Source organism: Methylobacterium sp. ARG-1 (assembly GCF_001262595.1).
GTDB classification, from domain to species: domain Bacteria; phylum Pseudomonadota; class Alphaproteobacteria; order Rhizobiales; family Beijerinckiaceae; genus Methylobacterium; species Methylobacterium brachiatum.
Genome location: NZ_LHCD01000004.1, coordinates 278,081 through 294,161, shown reverse-complemented (window position 1 = coordinate 294,161; position 16,081 = coordinate 278,081). Strand labels below are relative to the sequence as shown.

Sequence of the window (16,081 nt, the reverse complement as noted above, 5' to 3'; positions counted from 1 at the left end):
GACCTCGACTCGGAGGCTTCGATGGCCTGCCGCGGAACGGCTTACCGAGACGACTTTTACATCTGAACACAGGAGCAGGGCGCCCGCCTGCGGGCGGGCGATGTCGCGGGGCTCGACTGTGCGAACCTCGCGGATGACATCGAGAGCTTAGGCCGGACTTAGTTCGGGAGCTTGGTTGATGCTCTGCGGGGTTTACTGATGACCATGCTTACGATCGATCGCCGCCCCGGTTTGCAGAACCGATGCGAGGCGATCCAGATCGCGGTGCAGCGGAATCACGTCTCCGACGGACTGCAAGACAGCCCGAGTCTAAGGAACCGGTTGAGCGACGCTGTCGAGCGGGCCTATCGCTCTGCCCGCCACGAAGCCGCGGACGCCACAGGCCTGGCGTTGAGGCACTTCCCAGAAGCCTGCCCGTACACGTATCAGGACATCATGGATCGTCCGTTCGCGATCGATCCCGAATCCTGATCGGACCGCCGAGGGCTCGTGCTCAAAACCCGCATCATCCCCTGCCTCGACGTGAAGGACGGTCGCGTCGTGAAGGGCGTCCGCTTCGAGGGGCTGCGCGATGCCGGCGATCCGGTGGAGGCGGCGAAGGTCTACGACGCCGCCGGCGCCGACGAGCTCTGCTTCCTCGATATCACCGCGAGCCGCGAGGCCCGGGGCACGCTGCTCGATATCGTCAGCCGCACCGCCGAGGCCTGCTTCATGCCGCTCACGGTCGGCGGCGGCGTCCGCACCGTCGAGGACGTGCGCGCGCTGCTGCTCGCCGGCGCCGACAAGGTCGCGATCAACACCGCGGCCGTAAAGGACCCGGACCTCGTCGCCCGGGCGGCGGAAAAATTCGGCGCGCAGTGCATCGTGGTAGCGATCGACGCCAAGCGGGTCTCCGGTCCCGGCGAGCCCGCCCGGTGGGAGATCTTCACCCATGGCGGTCGCGACCCGACCGGGATCGACGCCTTAGCCTTCGCCCGCCTGGTCGCCGAGAAGGGCGCCGGAGAGCTGCTGGTTACGTCCATGGATAAGGACGGCACCCGTTCCGGCTACGACTTGGCCCTCACGCGGGCGATCAGCGATGCCGTGACCGTGCCGGTGATCGCCTCGGGCGGGGTTGGCGGCCTCGACGACCTCGTGGCCGGCGTGGCCCAGGGCGGGGCGAGCGCCGTGCTGGCCGCATCGATCTTCCATTTCGGGCAGGCGAGCGTCGCCGAGGCCAAGGCCCATATGGCGGCTGCCGGCCTCGCGATGCGTCTCGACGGCCCGGCATCATCCGCGAGGGCGCCCCTGTGACCAGCATTCTTCTCGCCAACGCGGCCCTCCTCGATCCGGCGACGGGGCGCGAGACGCGCGGTGCCGTGCTGGTGCAGGACGGCCGCATCGCCGACATCGCCGAGGGCGGCGCGCCCGGAGCCCCGGCGGACGCCGCCCGGATCGACTGCCGCGGAAGAATCCTGACCCCGGGACTGATCGACATGCGCGCCTTCGTGGGCGAGCCGGGGGCCGAGCATCGCGAGACCCTGGCCTCGGCCAGTGCCGCGGCGGCGGCGGGCGGCGTCACGACCCTGGTCTGCATGCCCGACACCAACCCGGTGATTGACGGCCCGGCGATCGTCGACTTCGTACTCCGCCGCGCCCGCGATACCGCGTGCGTCCATGTCCTGCCCGCTGCCGCTATCACCAAGGGCCTGGCCGGCAAGGAGATGACCGAGTTCGGCCTGCTCCAGGAGGCCGGCGCGGTGGCCTTTACCGACGGGCTGCACGCCGTGGCGAATGCCCAGGTGATGCGCCGCGCCCTGACTTACGCCCGGGATTTCGACGCCCTGCTGATGCAGCATGTCGAGGATGCCGACCTCGTCGCCGAGGGGGTGATGAACGAGGGCGAGCTCGCCTCGCGCCTCGGGCTGATGGGCATCCCCCGCGAGGCCGAGACCGTGATGCTGGAGCGCGACATCCGCCTCGTCCGGCTGACCGGCGCCCGCTACCACGCGGCGATGATCTCGACCGCCGATTCGGTGGAGATCGTGCGCCGGGCCAAGCAGGACGGGTTGCCGGTGACCTGCGGCGTCTCGGTCAACAACCTCGTGTTGAACGAGAACGATATCGGCCATTACCGCACCTTCTGCCGGCTCTCGCCGCCGCTCCGCGACGAGGCCGACCGGCACGCCATGGTCCGGGCGCTCGACGAGGGCGTGATCGACGTGGTCGTCTCGGATCACAATCCGCAGGATGTGGAGACGAAGCGCCTGCCCTTCGCGGAAGCCGCCGACGGCGCGCTCGGGATCGAGACCCTGCTCGGCGCGTCCCTACGGTTGGTCCATACCGGCGACCTCACGCTCAACAAGCTGATCGCGGCGCTGACCGTGAACCCGGCCCGGATCCTCGGGCGCGAGGCCGGCCGATTGGCAGTCGGCGCGCCGGCCGACCTCGTGCTGATCGATCCCGACTTGCCTTACGTGCTCGACAAGCGTCGGCTGAAGTCGCGCTCGAAGAACTCGCCCTTTGATGAAGCGCGCCTCCAGGGGGCCGCGGTGCTCACCCTGGTTTCCGGGCGGATCGTGCACGCGATCGACGATCTCGCGGCGGCGGCCTGATGCTGGCCGATCTCGCGACGCCGGCGGCCCTCGGCGGCCTGGGCCTCGGCTACGCCCTGGGCTCGATCCCGTTCGGTCTGATTCTCACGCGCTTCGCCGGTCTCGGCGACGTCCGGGCGATCGGCTCCGGCAATATCGGCGCGACCAACGTGCTGCGCACCGGTCGAAAGGGTCTCGCCGCTGCAACCCTGCTGGGCGACGCCCTGAAGGGGACGGCCGCCGTGCTGATCGCCCGTCAACTCGGCGGCGAAGGCCCGGCGCTGGCCGCGGGGCTCGGGGCCTTCCTCGGCCATCTCTTCCCGGTCTGGCTCGGCTTCAAGGGCGGCAAGGGAGTCGCGACCTTCATCGGCGTGCTGCTGGCGTTCAGCCCGCCGGCGCTGGCCGCCTTCGCGGTGATCTGGCTCGGCCTCGCCTTCGCGCTGAAATACTCGTCGCTCGCCGCCCTGGCGGCCTCCGCGGCAACGCCGCTGGTGCTGTGGGCACTCGGCGCGCCGACGCAAGCTGCGCTGTTCCTGCTGCTCGGCGTGCTGTTATGGTGGAAGCACGCTCCCAACATCCGGCGACTCGCGGCCGGCACCGAGGGGCGCATCGGCCAGAAAGGCTGAGCGTACGCGCCTGATGGCGTGATTCCGGGGGTGCGTCATGCAGCTCACCGATGCGCAGCGCCTCGACTGGCTGCGCCTGATCCGGACCGAGGGCATTGGCCCGCGCAGTTTCCGCTCCCTGATCAACCGGTTCGGCGGTGCGGCCGCAGCCCTTGAGGCGCTGCCGGATTTGAGCCGTCGTCAGGGCCGGCGCATCGCGCCGTTCAGCCGGGCGCAGGCCGAGGACGAAATCGCTGCCCTCGCGCGCCTCGGCGGATGCCTGCTTGCCACCGGGGAAGCGACGTATCCCCGTCTGCTCCAGCTCACCGACGCGGCTCCGCCGCTCATCGCCCTGCGCGGCGCGCCACAGATCCTGAACCGGCCTTCGGTGGCGCTGGTGGGATCGCGCAACGCCTCCACCGCCGGGCTCGCCTTCACGGAGCGGCTGGCCCGGGGCCTTGGGGAAGCCGGACTTGTCGTCGTGTCGGGCCTCGCCCGCGGGATCGATGCGCGGGCGCACAAAGCCACCCTGCAGACCGGCACCATTGCCGTCATGGCCGGCGGCCAGGATCGGATCTACCCGGCGAGCCATGTCGGTCTGGTGGAGGCGATCCTAGGGGAGGGCGGGGCGGTCCTGGCCGAGATGCCGATGGGCTGGGAGGCGCGCGGCCGCGACTTCCCCCGGCGCAACCGGATCATTTCCGGCTTGGCCTACGGTACGATCGTCGTGGAGGCGGCGCGTCGGTCCGGCTCCCTGATCACGGCGCGCTACGCCCTGGAGCAGAATCGCGAGGTCTTCGCGGTCCCGGGCTCGCCCCTGGATCCGCGGGCCGAGGGCACCAACGACCTGATCCGCCAGGGGGCAACCCTGGTGGCCGACGTGCATCACGTCCTCGACGTGATCGGCCCGATCATCGAGCGCGGCCCCGATCCGGACGCCGCCCCCGCGCGGCAACGGCCCGACCTCGCCGAGCAGCCGGATTTCTGGGACGAGATCGATCTGGAGGGACAGGCGAGCCTGCTGAACGGTGGCGCAGACCCTGATCTCGCCTTCGACGCCCCGGTCGTCGAGCCGGACGAGCCCGCGGACGACCGGCAAAAGATCATCGCCCTGCTGGGGCCAAGCCCGGTCGGCACCGACGAACTCGCGCGCAGTGCCGGCGTCGGCGCCCGCGTGGTGCAGACCGTGCTGCTGGAGCTGGAGCTCGACGGTCGCCTCGAGCGGCACGGCAGCGGCGCGGTCTCGCTGGTCAGTCGCTGACGGGGTCCGCGTCGGAATCGGCGAGGTTGCGCATCACGTCGAGGCAACCCTGCAGGATGTAGGCGGCGGCGAGCTTGTCCACGAGCTGGCCCCGCCGCGCCCGGGACGCATCCGCCTCGATCAGCGCCCGGGTCACGACAGCGGTGGACAGGCGCTCGTCGAAGAAGACGTGCGGGATGTCGATGATCGGCTTCAGGTTGCGCACGAAGGCGCGGGTCGACTGAACGCGAGGCCCCTCGCTGCCATCCATGTTCAGCGGCAGGCCGATCACCAGACCGCCGACCGCGTGCTGCCGGCAGAGCGCGGCAAGGCGCTGGGCATCGGGGGTGAACTTGACCCGGCGGATAGTCTCGAGCGGCGTCGCGATCTGCCGGCCCAGATCCGACAGGGCGAGCCCGATCGTCTTGGTGCCGAGATCGACCCCGATCAGGCGCGCGCCGCCCCGTGAGGCGGCCGCGAAGGTACGGATCTCGTCGAAATTCATGGCTTGGCCCTACGCCAGCCCGGCGCCCCGCGCCAGCGTTGCCTCCGCGATCCCGTCAAACCGGGCCGGGAGGGGTGTCGCGCCCGGACCCAGGACGATGGCGGCGGAGGGTCGGGTCACGCGGTCGAAGAAATCGGCCAAGTTCTCGCCGCCGAAACGCACGGTCTCGAGATCGGGGGCGAGCAGCCAGATGTCGTATTCGTCAGTCGCTCCGGACACATCCCAGAACAGGAAGCTGCCATCCTCGCCCGCGCCGAAGAAGCAGGCGCGCTCGATTACCGCCGGGTCGCCGTCCTCGACATCGAAGCGGTGCGGCTCGCCGTCACCCTCCAGCATCGCCACCGCGTTGCCCACGCTGACGGCGATCACCCCGGCCTGAGTCGCAAGATCGCTGGCCTCGAACGGAGCCGGCACGGCGATCCGGAACTGCTCGGCCGCCAGGCCGATGCCGCAGGTCTCGCAGAAGCTCCGGTAGGAGGCGGGCAGGGGGAAGCCGAGCTCCGCGGCGGCGCGGTCGAGATCCTCCGGCTGTGTCAGAAAGCCTGGCGACAGGCTCGTGAACACCTGCTCCCACATCAAACCCGCTCCCTCGTCCACAGCGTTAACGCTCTCCGCAGATCGACCCAGATGCACCCGGATCCGTTCGCGAATAGGTAGGTTAAGATTTCGTTAATCCACGTTTTGGGTATCGCCATGCCGACGATAGGCCAGCCGAGCGCCCCGCGCCCCTCCCGCCGCAAGCAGCCTATGACCCGCAAGCAGTGCTGGATGTTGGTCCTGGCCTTCGAAGTTCTGGTCTTCGGCGTCTCGCAATCCGTCTTCCGGCCGGCACGTCAGGCCGGGATCACGATCGAGATGTCGGTGACGCCGAACCACGTGGTGACCTGATCCCCCCGGTCCGACCGGATCTCTTCCCACGGCACGGCCACGCAGACCACCGCCCGCGTTGCGGCGCGTCGAAGCGCAGTGCTATAGCCCGGCCCGGCGCCGGGGATGCCTCCCGGGCAGGGACGAACGGGACGGCATGTCGGTCGACGAGAAGACGGTTCGGCGCATCGCGCATCTGGCGCGGATCGCAGTCACCGACGACGAGGTCGGTCCGCTGCAGGGTGAGCTGAACGCCATCCTGGCCTTCGTCGAGCAACTCGGCGCGGTGGACGTGTCCGGCGTCGAGCCGATGACCTCGGTCACCCCGATGGCGATGAAGAAGCGCGAGGACGTGGTCACCGAGGGCGGCCGCGCCGCCGACGTGGTCGCCAACGCCCCCGAAACCGAAGACAATTACTTCCTGGTTCCGAAGGTCGTCGAGTAGGCTGCTTCCGGCCTTCGGCGAAGCATGAATTCTGGCGGCATGCGCGCGGCGGCGCGCGCGAGGACGTGAACAGCGTGGATCCGAACGAACTTACCCTGGCCGAGGCGCGCGACGCCCTCAAGGCGAAGCGGATCTCGGCCCGCGAGCTGACCCAGGCGCATCTCGACGCGATGGCCAAGGCCCGCGTGCTGAACGCGTACATTCGCGAGACGCCCGATCACGCGCTCAAGATGGCGGACGAAGCGGACAAGAAGATCGGCGCCGGCGACGCCCGCCCGCTGGAAGGCATCCCGCTCGGGATCAAGGATCTGTTCTGCACCGACGGCGTCACCACCACCGCCGGCTCGAAGATCCTCGAGACCTTCGTGCCGCATTACGAATCCGCCGTCTCGGCCAATCTGTGGCGCGACGGCGCGGTGATGCTGGGCAAGCTCAATCTCGATGAGTTCGCCATGGGCTCGTCCAACGAGACCAGCGCCTATGGCAACGTCGTATCGCCGTGGCGGCGCAAGGGCTCGGACGCGCAGCTGGTGCCGGGCGGCTCGTCGGGCGGCTCGGCCGCGGCGGTCGCCGCGCGGCTGTGCCTAGGCGCCACCGCCACCGATACCGGCGGCTCGATCCGCCAGCCCGCCGCCTTTACCGGCACGGTCGGGATCAAGCCGACCTACGGCCGTTGCTCGCGCTGGGGCACGGTAGCCTTCGCCTCCTCCCTCGACCAGGCTGGCCCGATCGCCCGCACGGTGCGCGACTGCGCGATCCTGCTCGGCTCCATGGCCGGCCCGGATGCCCGCGACACGACCTGCGTCGACCTTCCGGTGCCGGATTTCGAGGCTGCGGTCTCCCGCGGCGTGAAGGGGCTGACCATCGGCATCCCTAAAGAGTACCGGGTCGACGGCATGCCGGTTGAGATCCAGAAGCTCTGGGACGACGGCGCCGCCTGGCTTAAGGCGGCCGGCGCGACGATCAAGGAGATCTCGCTGCCGCACACCTCCTCGGCGCTGCCGGCCTATTACATCGTCGCTCCGGCAGAGGCCTCCTCGAACCTCGCCCGCTACGACGGCGTCCGCTACGGCCTGCGCGTGCCCGGCAAGGACATCGCCGGGATGTACGAGAACACCCGCGCCGCCGGCTTCGGCCGCGAGGTCAAGCGCCGGATCATGATCGGCACCTACGTGCTCTCGGCCGGCTATTACGACGCCTATTACGTGCGCGCCCAGAAGATCCGCACGCTGATCAAGCGCGATTTCGAGCAGGCCTATGCGGCGGGCGTCGACGCGATTCTCACCCCGGCGACGCCGTCCTCCGCCTTCGGGATCGGCGAGAAGGCCTCGGCCGACCCGGTGGAGATGTACCTCAACGACGTGTTCACCGTGACGGTGAACATGGCCGGCCTTCCCGGCATCGCGGTCCCGGCCGGCATCGACGGGCAGGGCCTGCCGCTCGGCCTCCAGCTGATCGGCAGGCCGTTCGACGAGGAGACGCTGTTCGCGGTCGCCCAGGCGATCGAGGAGGCCGCAGGCCGGACGGTGCTGCCCGAGCCCTGGTGGGCATGACGGTCCCGTTCTATCCCTGGACGGTCTGGATCTGGGCCGCGTTCGATCCGGCGCTGATCTTGGTGGCGGTCTATCTCGGCTGGACCGCCAGCCAGTTCGGCAAGGTGTTCATCGCGGCGATCGCAGCGCTCGGCTTCTCGGTGCTGTTCTCCTGGGCGGTGAGCGCGGCCGGGATCCCCTGGCCGGCCCCGATCACCCATGACGGCCCAACCTTCTTCCCGGTGCGCGCCGTCGCCGCCCTGCTCTGGGCGATCTTCGGCTACGGCGCCCGGCGGGCTATCGCCCGGCGCGCTTGATTCTTGCGCGGGGCGACCCGTAAGTGTCTTTCAAGAGTAGGAACGCGGCACACGCCGCGATCCCACCCACGACCTCATCCTGAGGTGACCGCGTCAGTGGGCCTCGAAGGAGCCCTCCAGGCTCCGCGCGGTCCCTGGAGCCCTCCTTCGAGGCTGCTGCGCAGCACCTCAGGATGAGGTTGTGGATCGGATCGTGCGGAGACCGCATCACATTCCGGCCCGGACGACCATGAACGCACCTGTCGATCCCAAAAAACTCATCAAGGGCGGCCTGCACGACTGGGAGGTGATCGTCGGCATGGAGGTCCATGCCCAGGTCTCCAGCCGTGCCAAGCTGTTCTCCGGCGCTTCCACCGAGTTCGGGGCTGAGCCGAACGACCACGTCTCGCTGGTCGATGCCGCGATGCCGGGCATGCTGCCGGTGATCAACGCCGAATGCGTCGCCCAGGCTGTGCGCACCGGACTCGGCCTGAAGGCCCAAATCAACCTGCGTTCGGTCTTCGACCGGAAGAACTACTTCTACCCGGACCTGCCGCAGGGCTACCAGATCTCGCAGTACAAGGACCCGATCGTCGGCGAGGGCGAGGTGCTGGTCGACATGGCCGACGGCACGTCGATCACCGTCGGCATCGAGCGCCTGCATCTGGAGCAGGATGCCGGCAAGTCGCTGCACGACCAGGATCCGACCAAGAGCTTCGTCGACCTCAACCGCTCGGGCGTGGCGCTGATGGAGATCGTCTCCCGGCCGGATCTGCGCTCATCGGAAGAGGCCAAGGCCTACGTGACCAAGCTGCGCACGATCCTGCGCTATCTCGGCACCTGCGACGGCGACATGGAGAAGGGCTCGCTGCGCGCCGACGTGAACGTCTCGGTGCGCCGCCCCGGCGAGCCGCTCGGCACCCGCTGCGAGATCAAGAACGTCAACTCCATCCGCTTCATCGGCCAGGCGATCGAGACCGAGGCGCGCCGCCAGATCGCGATCCTGGAGGATGGTGGGAAGATCGACCAGGAGACTCGGCTGTTCGACCCTGGCAAGGGCGAGACCCGCTCGATGCGCTCCAAGGAAGAGGCGCACGATTACCGCTACTTCCCCGATCCCGACCTGCTGCCGCTCGAGTTCGACCAAGCCTATGTCGACGCTCTGGCGGCCGGCCTGCCGGAGCTGCCGGACGCGAAGAAGGCGCGATTCGTCAAGGATTACGGCCTCTCGCCCTACGATGCCGGCGTGCTCGTGGCCGAGCGGGCCTCAGCCGACTACTACGAGGCGGTGGCCAAGGGCCGTGACGGCAAGGCCGCGGCCAACTGGGTGATCAACGAGCTGTTCGGGCGCCTGAACAAGGAAGGCCTCTCGATCGAATCGACGCCGGTTTCCGCCGACCAACTCGGCGCGATCGTCGACCTGATCGGCGAGGGCGTGATCTCCGGCAAGATCGCCAAGGATCTGTTCGAGATCGTCTGGACCGAGGGGGGCGACCCGCGCGCCATCGTCGACAGCCGCGGCATGAAGCAGGTGACCGATACCGGCGCCATCGAGGCCGCCATCGACCAGATCATCGCGGCCAACCCCGACAAAGTCGCCCAGGCGAAGGAGAAGCCGACCCTGCTCGGATGGTTCGTCGGCCAGACCATGAAGGCCACCGGCGGCAAGGCCAATCCGGCGGCGGTCAACGCGTTGCTCAAGGCGAAGCTCGGGATTGCCTGACCCGCGTTCGGATCGCGGCACGATGACATCCCGCCGCGGCACAGCCGGGCGGGTGATGGCAGAGCGGGTCCTGACATAAGAAACCGTAGCGGCAGCAGCTTGAGGTGGGGCCTTTCGCGTCTTCGAAGACGTGCCGTATCGGCCGCTTCTGCGCCCCTGGAGCTGCCTTCCGTCCGGTTGTTCGTTCAATGCCGCTAGGTTCCGGGCCGAACCTGTCCCTGAACCGTCTCAGCGGCGTCACGCTGCGGTGGAGTCATGCCTGTCTCCTCCAGCTTCGGATGACCGCTCAACACCAGCACATGCCTGCTGCGCTGAACTATTGATCCGGCCCGTGTCCGCTGTCGCTGAACACATCCGAAGACTGCGCCGGCTTCGGAGTCGCGTCAACACGGAATTTCCGGCCACGCTCGCTTTTCTCTGCTTTCGTCCGGCGTCACCGCAGCGCAGCGTCGCCGGATCAAACACTTATGGCGGCGCGTACGGCAGCGCAAAAATTAGCTTGCGCCCGTCCGGGTCGGCCGCGCTCTACTTGCCGGCACCCATGTTGTTCTCGACCAGAAACCGGATCCCGCGCGCGAAGGATTCGTCGGTGTCGCCGCGCATGTCGACGCTGTAGGCCTTCTCCGGGACTTTGCCAGAGAGCTGTTTGACATAGACATTGAGGTTCAGGATCAGGTTGGACACCTTCTGAACCTCGCCGGTGATCGCCACGTCGGCGCCGAGCTTGCGCGCGAAATCCTCGGCGCAGCCGTTGCAGCGACGCAGATCCGCGCTCTTTGCGACCTCCTCTTTCACCGGGTCGGTCGGCACGATCTCGAACAGGCCCTTCTTCGCCAGAAGTTCGCGCAGCTGGGCGCTGGTGCGGTCGAGCCGCGCCCGGTCGGCCTCGTCGCCCGGCACCGGCGAGAGGTTGGAGAACTGGAAATCGAACACCGCGGCCTTCTCGGGAGCGGCGACAGCAGGGCCGGCCGCGAGCAACAGGGCGGCCGCGCAGAAAGCGGTCCGGAACATGGGCGTCTCCTCATCGGCGCGCAGGCGGCGCCGTTGAGGGCCAACGCGGCAAGGCGCGGCGATGTCCCGGCGGCCCCGATCAGCGCCGATCGGCTTCGGCCTGCCCACCGGCAGGGCTGGCGGTCGGGCCAGCCACCCGATCGCGCAGATCCATGAACCATGTCGGCAGTGGCGCGCGGCCGGTGCCGACCACCACGGTAGCGGTCATGCCGGCCACCAGCGGCACGTCGTCGGGCTTGTGGTCGATCCGGACGCGCACCGGCACGCGCTGGGCGAGCCGCACCCAGGTATAGACTGGGTTCACATCCGGCAGCCCCTGGGTGCTGGCGGCGGCGTTGGCCGTCGAGATGCCCAGCGTGATGCTCTCGACCGTCCCGGTCAGGTGCGGCGCGTAGCCCATCAGCTTGATGTCAGCGGCGTCTCCGACATGGACGTTGGCCATCTTCGTCTCCTCGAAATAGCCGTCGATCCAGAACGAATCCGTATCGACGACGCTGATGTTCGAGGTGCCGGTGCGGGCGTAGTCGCCGACGCGCATCAGCAGGTTGGTGACGCGGCCGTTGACCGTGGATTTCACCTGCGTGCGCTCGAGATTGACCTTGGCCTGGCGCAGCTGCGCCTGGGCGCTTTCCAGGGACGCCTCGGCGATTTTGGCGGTACCGGCGAACTGCTGCTTCTCCTCCACCGATGTGGAGACGGTGGTGAGCGCCTGGCGGCGGGCCGATTGCGCATTCTTGACCTGAAGGTCGGCCTCGCGATTCTTCACCTCGGCGTCCGCCGATGTGACCGCGACCTCGAAATCCACCGGGTCGATGACGTAGAGTAGGTCGCCCTTGTGGACGAACTGGTTGTCCTGGACCCGCAGGTCGACGATCTGCCCGGACACCTGCGGGGCGATGTTGGCGACCTGCACGCGCACCCGGCCGTCCCGGGTCCACGGCGCCACCACGTAGAAGTTCCAGACGAACACGGCCGCCACGAAGGCGACGAGCAGGATCACCCCGGTGGCAGCCAGGCGAACGATCTTCGCCGTGCGGCCCCGGCGCGCGGTCAGGCGCGGCGGATCGGCCTGTCTCCGCGCGTCCGTGCGGGAGGCAGCCTTGGGATCGTCCTCATCGGCGGTTGTGGCGGGCATCTAGATGAACGCAATCAGGAGGGCGAGGACACAGACGTAGATGCCGGCCTCGGCCAGTGGGGCGTTGGCGACGTAACGGCTGAAGCGAATGCGGGCGAAGAACCACCGCAGGCAGATGAGGATGACGAAGGCGACAAGCGCATAGGCGACGAACGAGGAGATCAGCACCCCGCCGATATGGATATCCTCGTACATGCCGGTCCCGACCCAACCTCAGCGTCAGAAGCGTGCGATGCCGAGCCGACGCAAGAAGCGTCGATGGCGCGCGATGGTACGGGCTGCCGTCACCAGGTCGCTGGCAGCCCGCGCCGTGGTGAGCCGCACAATCCGGTCCTGCTGTGACGCGGCCCGGATGAGATCCCGCGCACCGGTCTCGAGCACACGATCATCGCCGGCGGCCAGCCCGGCGCCGGCTCGCTGGATCGCTTCGCGCAGCGGAACCACCGACCAGAGCCGCCGAAGCTCGGCATGGGCCCGGGCGGCCGCCGCCTCCAGGCGCGCCAGCGCGAAGGCATGCGAGAGGCTGGCCCGGCGCACGGCGCCGCTTCCGGAGCTGTAGCCGGCAAACTGGAGCAACCGGTCGGCGTTCAGACTGGTGCGCGTCGTCGCGTCGCCACCCTCGCCGACCAGGGCATCGGCCAGGGCGCGCTGCGCCGAATCGAGGGCATAGACGCGCTGACGCTCGCGCGTGATCGGCAGCACCAGGCGCACCACGATGGACAGGATGGTGGCGGCCACCACGACGAGGAACGCGTTCAGCAGGAAGCTCTGCGCATCGTAGCTCTGCGGATTGGACGGGCCCAGCAGCACCGGAAAGAACACGATCACGATGAAGCCGACACCGAAGGTCTTCGGGTTCAGCGACAGGAAACAGCCGAAGAAGATCACCGGCGCCATCACGAGGGCGAGCATCGGGAAGCCCTGGACCCCGTCGAGGAACACGAACCGGGCGACGCCCGCGAAGGTCGCCGCCAGCGTCATGCCGATCACGACGCCGTTGGCGAATTTCTTCGGATCGGGCGTGGTGGAGGACAGAGCGGCGGTCGCGGCGACCTGCACCAGCGCGAAGGACGCTTCCGGCAGGCCGAGCGCTACGAAGGCGGCGGCGGTGATCGCGAAGCCGATCGCGACCCGCAGGGCCCCGCGCAGGGCGACCGGAAAATCCCGATGTGTCGGCAGGGCCGCGTCCCGAAGCGGCCGATGGCCGTCGGCCACCGCCCGGATGCCGTCCTGCGCGAAGGCCGCCGCACAGACCACGTCGAGGGCGCGCTGGAGGACGATGACCTCGTCGAGAGGCCGGTCGCCGTCGCGGATGGCGTCATCGACAAGGGCGCGCAGGCGTTCGTCGTCGCGTTCGAGGGTCTCGGAATCGGGATCCTCGGCGACGCGGTGGCAGATCTGAAGCGCCTCCTCGACCGCAGGGCTGCGGGTGGGCAGACAGGCGGCCGCCGCCGCGACCGCACGGATCGCCGCCGCGAAGACGTAGAAAGCCGCGATGCAGCTGCGCGCTCCCGCGGCCCGCCAGGGGCCGTCGTCGAGCTCCCCGGCGATCGCGTTGGCGTCCGGCCGCAGCGGCGCGATCGTCCGGATCAGCGCGGCGGTGCGGGACGCGCCGAGATCACCGTTGGTGAGGGTCTCGCGCGCGTAGGCACGCGTGTCGTCCCAGGCCTTTCGGAGTTGCGGAAGCAAGGTCCGCCACGTGCTCGGAGAAACGAGGGCATCGTTGATGAAGGTGATCACGATGATGCCCAGCACGATCACGGCGACGCGGGAGACCGCTGCGTCGAAAGTGCCCTGCGGCTCATCGATCTGGCCCAGCGCGATGATCGCCACCGTGTAGCCCGACAGCATCGCGCCGTAGGCGCGCGTATCCTGGAGGTATTGCGCGGTGAACACGCACAGGCCGAGCCAGGTCGTGAACGAGACCAGCAGCAGGACCCGGTCCTGCCCGAACAGCGCCATGAACACGATCGACACAGCGGCGCCGATCAGCGTGCCGAGGAGGCGGTAGACGGCCTTCGAGATTGCCTGCCCGCGCTTCGGTTGCGCGAGGATCGCCACGCAGGTTGCCGCCGACGAGGCGCTGTCGAGCTGCAGCCAGAAGGCCGCAGCGAGCGCCAGCATCATGGCGATCCAGATGCGCAGGGCGAAAGCCCAGGCCGCCGGCTTGGGCACCCAAGCGTCGAAAAAGTCGAGCAGACGATCGAAAGCCGGGGCGGGGAGCGCCGGCCCGTTCGCGGCGGATGTCTCAGACATGCCGCAAGAGACCCATCAACGGCCGAGACCCCCGCCGATCCGCCATCTTCGCAACGGGTCCCGTTCCTGCTCGATACAAATCCAGCAACGAACGAGAAGCGCGGCGGTTCGCGTGGAAGTCAGGCTTTATCGCCGCCTTTCAAGCGCTTGTTGCAGCTGCTCCAGAATTGCGGCCACTTGGGTCCCTGAGCACTCTTCTGAGCATCGGTGAGCGCACGCCACTCGGCCCCGCATTTCTTCTGCCGCTCCCGTGCCGCGCTCTGCCCGGCGCTCGGCGCCTTCGCAGCCGGCTCCTTGGCCGCTGGTGCCTCGCTGGTGGACGGAGCACTCGCCGGCGCCTCCTTGGCAAGGAGCGGCTGAACCATGAAGAGCGGCGCGCTCAGCACCGCGATCCGCACAAGACGGTCGATCATCGAGAATCCCCCCGGTATCACAACGATTCCGCGCCGCAGTCTCGCCGCACGGTCGCGCTTTAGACAAGAGCGTGGCGGTTTTCGCCAACAGGTCTGGGGCTCGCTCTCCAAAACGTGAGCCGCGCTCGCGCGCCGCCCTTGAGCGCGGCCGGGAAATCGTCTTCACTGCCGGGATTGTCCGAGATCGGCGGGGGATCGCCGCGCCGCCGTGTGATCGGTCGAGGAGCAGGTAGATTATGGCAGCGGTGTCGGGGCGGCCGATCGACGTCCATACCTGGAGCACGCCGAACGGCTGGAAGATCCCGGTGATGCTCGAGGAGTGCGGGCTGCCGTACCGGGTTGTCCCGGTCAATATCGGCAAGAACGAACAGTTCGCGCCGGATTTTCTGGCCATCTCGCCGAACAACAAGATTCCGGCGATCGTTGATCCGGACGGCCCGGGCGGAGAGCCGATCACGGTGTTCGAATCGGGCGCGATCCTGCAATATCTGGGTCGCAAGACCGGCCAGTTCTACCCGGCGGACGAGCGCGCCCGGGTGGCGGTGGACGAGTGGCTGTTCTGGCAGGTAGCGGGGTTCGGCCCGATGCTCGGCCAGACGCACCATTTTAAGATCTACGCGCCCGAGAAGGTCCCCTACGCCATCGAGCGCTTCACCGCCGAGGCCAACCGGCTCTACGGGGTGCTGGAGCGCCGGCTCGAAGGACGGGACTACCTGGCAGGCGCGTATTCCATCGCCGACATCGCGACGGTGACCTGGGCGAAGCTGAACTTCAAGCAGGGCGTCGACATCGCCGCCCTGCCGAACGTCGCGCGCTGGCTCGAGACCGTTTTGGCGAGGCCGGCCGTCCAGCGCGGCCTCGCGGCGATCTGAGCCTCAGTTCTTGTTGGCGGCCTGCTGGTTCACGTCCGGCACGCGGGTCCAGGTCTGGGACCCGCACAGCACTTTGAGCATGCAGCCCGAGACGCTGAGCTCGGCCTCGCTCTCACGCTCCAGGCTGACAGTGTAAACCTTGCCTTCTTCGATGTTGTAGAGTTCGCCGGTGAACTTCTCCTCGTCGGGCTTCAAGCCGTCGATGAGCTGCAGGCCGATCACCGGGCGGTTGCGCTTCTTCGGATCCGGGTTCTTCAGATCCGTCTTGGCGGCGCCGTTCTCCGCGGTCGGCGCCTTGAGCCACACGACCTTGCCGCAGACAAGCTTCTGGCCCGGGCCGCACCGGTCGATCCGGATCTTGGCGCGGCCATCTCCGGTGAGCCAGGTGCCGGACGGATCCTTCCCGGTATCGGCGGAGGCGGTGGAGAGGCCGGCGAGCAGCAGGGTGGCGGACAGGGCGAGGCGCATGGTTCGTCTCCGAGATTTGGGCACCGAGGGCGCCTGAGAGGCTGACGAAATCGGCTTGCGGCGACTGAGCCGTCGCAATCAGGCGATTTTTCGGCGGTGTTGCGGCAGAGCCACGGCCAGGCTTGTTTCATAGCGCGAAC

General features: G+C 68.5%; 18 protein-coding genes and 1 pseudogene. 11 read left to right on the top strand and 8 right to left on the bottom strand.

What is annotated here, in order from left to right:
- Positions 1–78: 78 nt before the first annotated feature.
- From AKJ13_RS32570 to dprA, 5 genes and pseudogenes are all read left to right on the top strand, one after another.
- Positions 79–471: pseudogene (locus AKJ13_RS32570) on the top strand (DUF29 domain-containing protein); the annotation flags it as partial.
- Between the two features lie 18 nt (positions 472–489).
- Positions 490–1,293, top strand: coding sequence for an imidazole glycerol phosphate synthase subunit HisF (gene hisF, locus AKJ13_RS07255; RefSeq protein WP_050732741.1), 804 nt, complete (start codon positions 490–492; stop codon positions 1,291–1,293).
- Positions 1,290–2,594 (top strand): dihydroorotase, encoded by a 1,305-nt coding sequence (locus AKJ13_RS07250; protein ID WP_050732740.1) that lies wholly within the window; start codon positions 1,290–1,292, stop codon positions 2,592–2,594. Before hisF ends, AKJ13_RS07250 begins: the two co-directional genes overlap by 4 nt.
- The gene (gene plsY / locus AKJ13_RS07245) at positions 2,594–3,199 is read left to right on the top strand and encodes a glycerol-3-phosphate 1-O-acyltransferase PlsY (RefSeq protein ID WP_050732739.1); all 606 of its coding nucleotides are present in this window, start codon (positions 2,594–2,596) and stop codon (positions 3,197–3,199) included. The genes AKJ13_RS07250 and plsY overlap by 1 nt, the downstream gene beginning before the upstream one ends.
- Before the next feature lie 37 nt (positions 3,200–3,236).
- Positions 3,237–4,439, top strand: coding sequence for a DNA-processing protein DprA (dprA, locus tag AKJ13_RS07240; protein WP_050732738.1), 1,203 nt, complete (start codon positions 3,237–3,239; stop codon positions 4,437–4,439).
- Here dprA and ruvX read toward each other — a convergent pair.
- On the bottom strand, positions 4,429–4,923 hold the full coding sequence (gene ruvX / locus AKJ13_RS07235; protein WP_007564337.1) for a Holliday junction resolvase RuvX: 495 nt from the start codon (positions 4,921–4,923) through the stop codon (positions 4,429–4,431). The genes dprA and ruvX overlap by 11 nt on opposite strands.
- 9 nt (positions 4,924–4,932) lie before the next feature.
- Positions 4,933–5,499, bottom strand: coding sequence for an SMI1/KNR4 family protein (locus tag AKJ13_RS07230; RefSeq protein WP_050732737.1), 567 nt, complete (start codon positions 5,497–5,499; stop codon positions 4,933–4,935).
- A gap of 171 nt (positions 5,500–5,670) precedes the next feature.
- Here AKJ13_RS07230 and AKJ13_RS32210 point away from each other — a divergent pair, with 171 nt between their 5' ends.
- From AKJ13_RS32210 to gatB, 5 genes are all read left to right on the top strand, one after another.
- The gene (locus AKJ13_RS32210) at positions 5,671–5,811 is read left to right on the top strand and encodes a hypothetical protein (protein WP_165486560.1); all 141 of its coding nucleotides are present in this window, start codon (positions 5,671–5,673) and stop codon (positions 5,809–5,811) included.
- A gap of 136 nt (positions 5,812–5,947) precedes the next feature.
- Positions 5,948–6,235, top strand: a complete 288-nt coding sequence (gene gatC / locus AKJ13_RS07220) for an Asp-tRNA(Asn)/Glu-tRNA(Gln) amidotransferase subunit GatC (RefSeq protein WP_007564343.1) — start codon at positions 5,948–5,950, stop codon at positions 6,233–6,235.
- A 74-nt stretch (positions 6,236–6,309) separates the two neighbouring features.
- Positions 6,310–7,788 carry an Asp-tRNA(Asn)/Glu-tRNA(Gln) amidotransferase subunit GatA gene (gene gatA / locus AKJ13_RS07215; protein ID WP_050732736.1) on the top strand — a complete coding sequence of 493 codons (1,479 nt, stop codon included), beginning with the start codon at positions 6,310–6,312 and terminating at the stop codon, positions 7,786–7,788.
- Entirely contained in the window at positions 7,785–8,084 is a 300-nt protein-coding gene (locus tag AKJ13_RS07210) for a hypothetical protein (protein ID WP_050732735.1), read from the top strand. The genes gatA and AKJ13_RS07210 overlap by 4 nt, the downstream gene beginning before the upstream one ends.
- Positions 8,085–8,313: 229 nt before the next feature.
- A complete protein-coding gene (gene gatB / locus AKJ13_RS07205; protein WP_050732734.1) occupies positions 8,314–9,786 on the top strand; it encodes an Asp-tRNA(Asn)/Glu-tRNA(Gln) amidotransferase subunit GatB in 1,473 nt (490 codons plus the stop codon).
- 525 nt (positions 9,787–10,311) lie between these two features.
- On the opposite strand, the gene AKJ13_RS07200 is transcribed toward gatB, so the two are convergent.
- The 5 genes from AKJ13_RS07200 to AKJ13_RS07180 all read right to left on the bottom strand — a co-directional run bounded on the left by AKJ13_RS07200 (position 10,312) and on the right by AKJ13_RS07180 (position 14,601).
- Positions 10,312–10,797 carry a DUF3280 domain-containing protein gene (locus tag AKJ13_RS07200; RefSeq protein ID WP_050732733.1) on the bottom strand — a complete coding sequence of 162 codons (486 nt, stop codon included), beginning with the start codon at positions 10,795–10,797 and terminating at the stop codon, positions 10,312–10,314.
- 79 nt (positions 10,798–10,876) lie between these two features.
- Positions 10,877–11,932 (bottom strand): HlyD family secretion protein, encoded by a 1,056-nt coding sequence (locus AKJ13_RS07195; RefSeq protein ID WP_050732732.1) that lies wholly within the window; start codon positions 11,930–11,932, stop codon positions 10,877–10,879.
- Positions 11,933–12,127, bottom strand: coding sequence for a DUF1656 domain-containing protein (locus AKJ13_RS07190; RefSeq protein WP_050732731.1), 195 nt, complete (start codon positions 12,125–12,127; stop codon positions 11,933–11,935).
- A 24-nt stretch (positions 12,128–12,151) separates the two neighbouring features.
- Complete coding sequence (locus AKJ13_RS07185) at positions 12,152–14,188, bottom strand: FUSC family protein (protein WP_050732730.1); 2,037 nt, start codon at positions 14,186–14,188, stop codon at positions 12,152–12,154.
- Between the two features lie 119 nt (positions 14,189–14,307).
- Positions 14,308–14,601 (bottom strand): hypothetical protein, encoded by a 294-nt coding sequence (locus AKJ13_RS07180; RefSeq protein WP_050732729.1) that lies wholly within the window; start codon positions 14,599–14,601, stop codon positions 14,308–14,310.
- A gap of 236 nt (positions 14,602–14,837) precedes the next feature.
- On the opposite strand from AKJ13_RS07180, the gene AKJ13_RS07175 reads away from it, so the two are divergent.
- Positions 14,838–15,473 carry a glutathione S-transferase N-terminal domain-containing protein gene (locus AKJ13_RS07175; protein ID WP_050732728.1) on the top strand — a complete coding sequence of 212 codons (636 nt, stop codon included), beginning with the start codon at positions 14,838–14,840 and terminating at the stop codon, positions 15,471–15,473.
- Between the two features lie 3 nt (positions 15,474–15,476).
- On the opposite strand, the gene AKJ13_RS07170 is transcribed toward AKJ13_RS07175, so the two are convergent.
- Positions 15,477–15,941: a DUF2147 domain-containing protein gene (locus AKJ13_RS07170; protein WP_007564362.1), complete on the bottom strand. Its 465-nt coding sequence runs from the start codon at positions 15,939–15,941 to the stop codon at positions 15,477–15,479.
- Between the last annotated feature and the right edge of the window lie 140 nt (positions 15,942–16,081).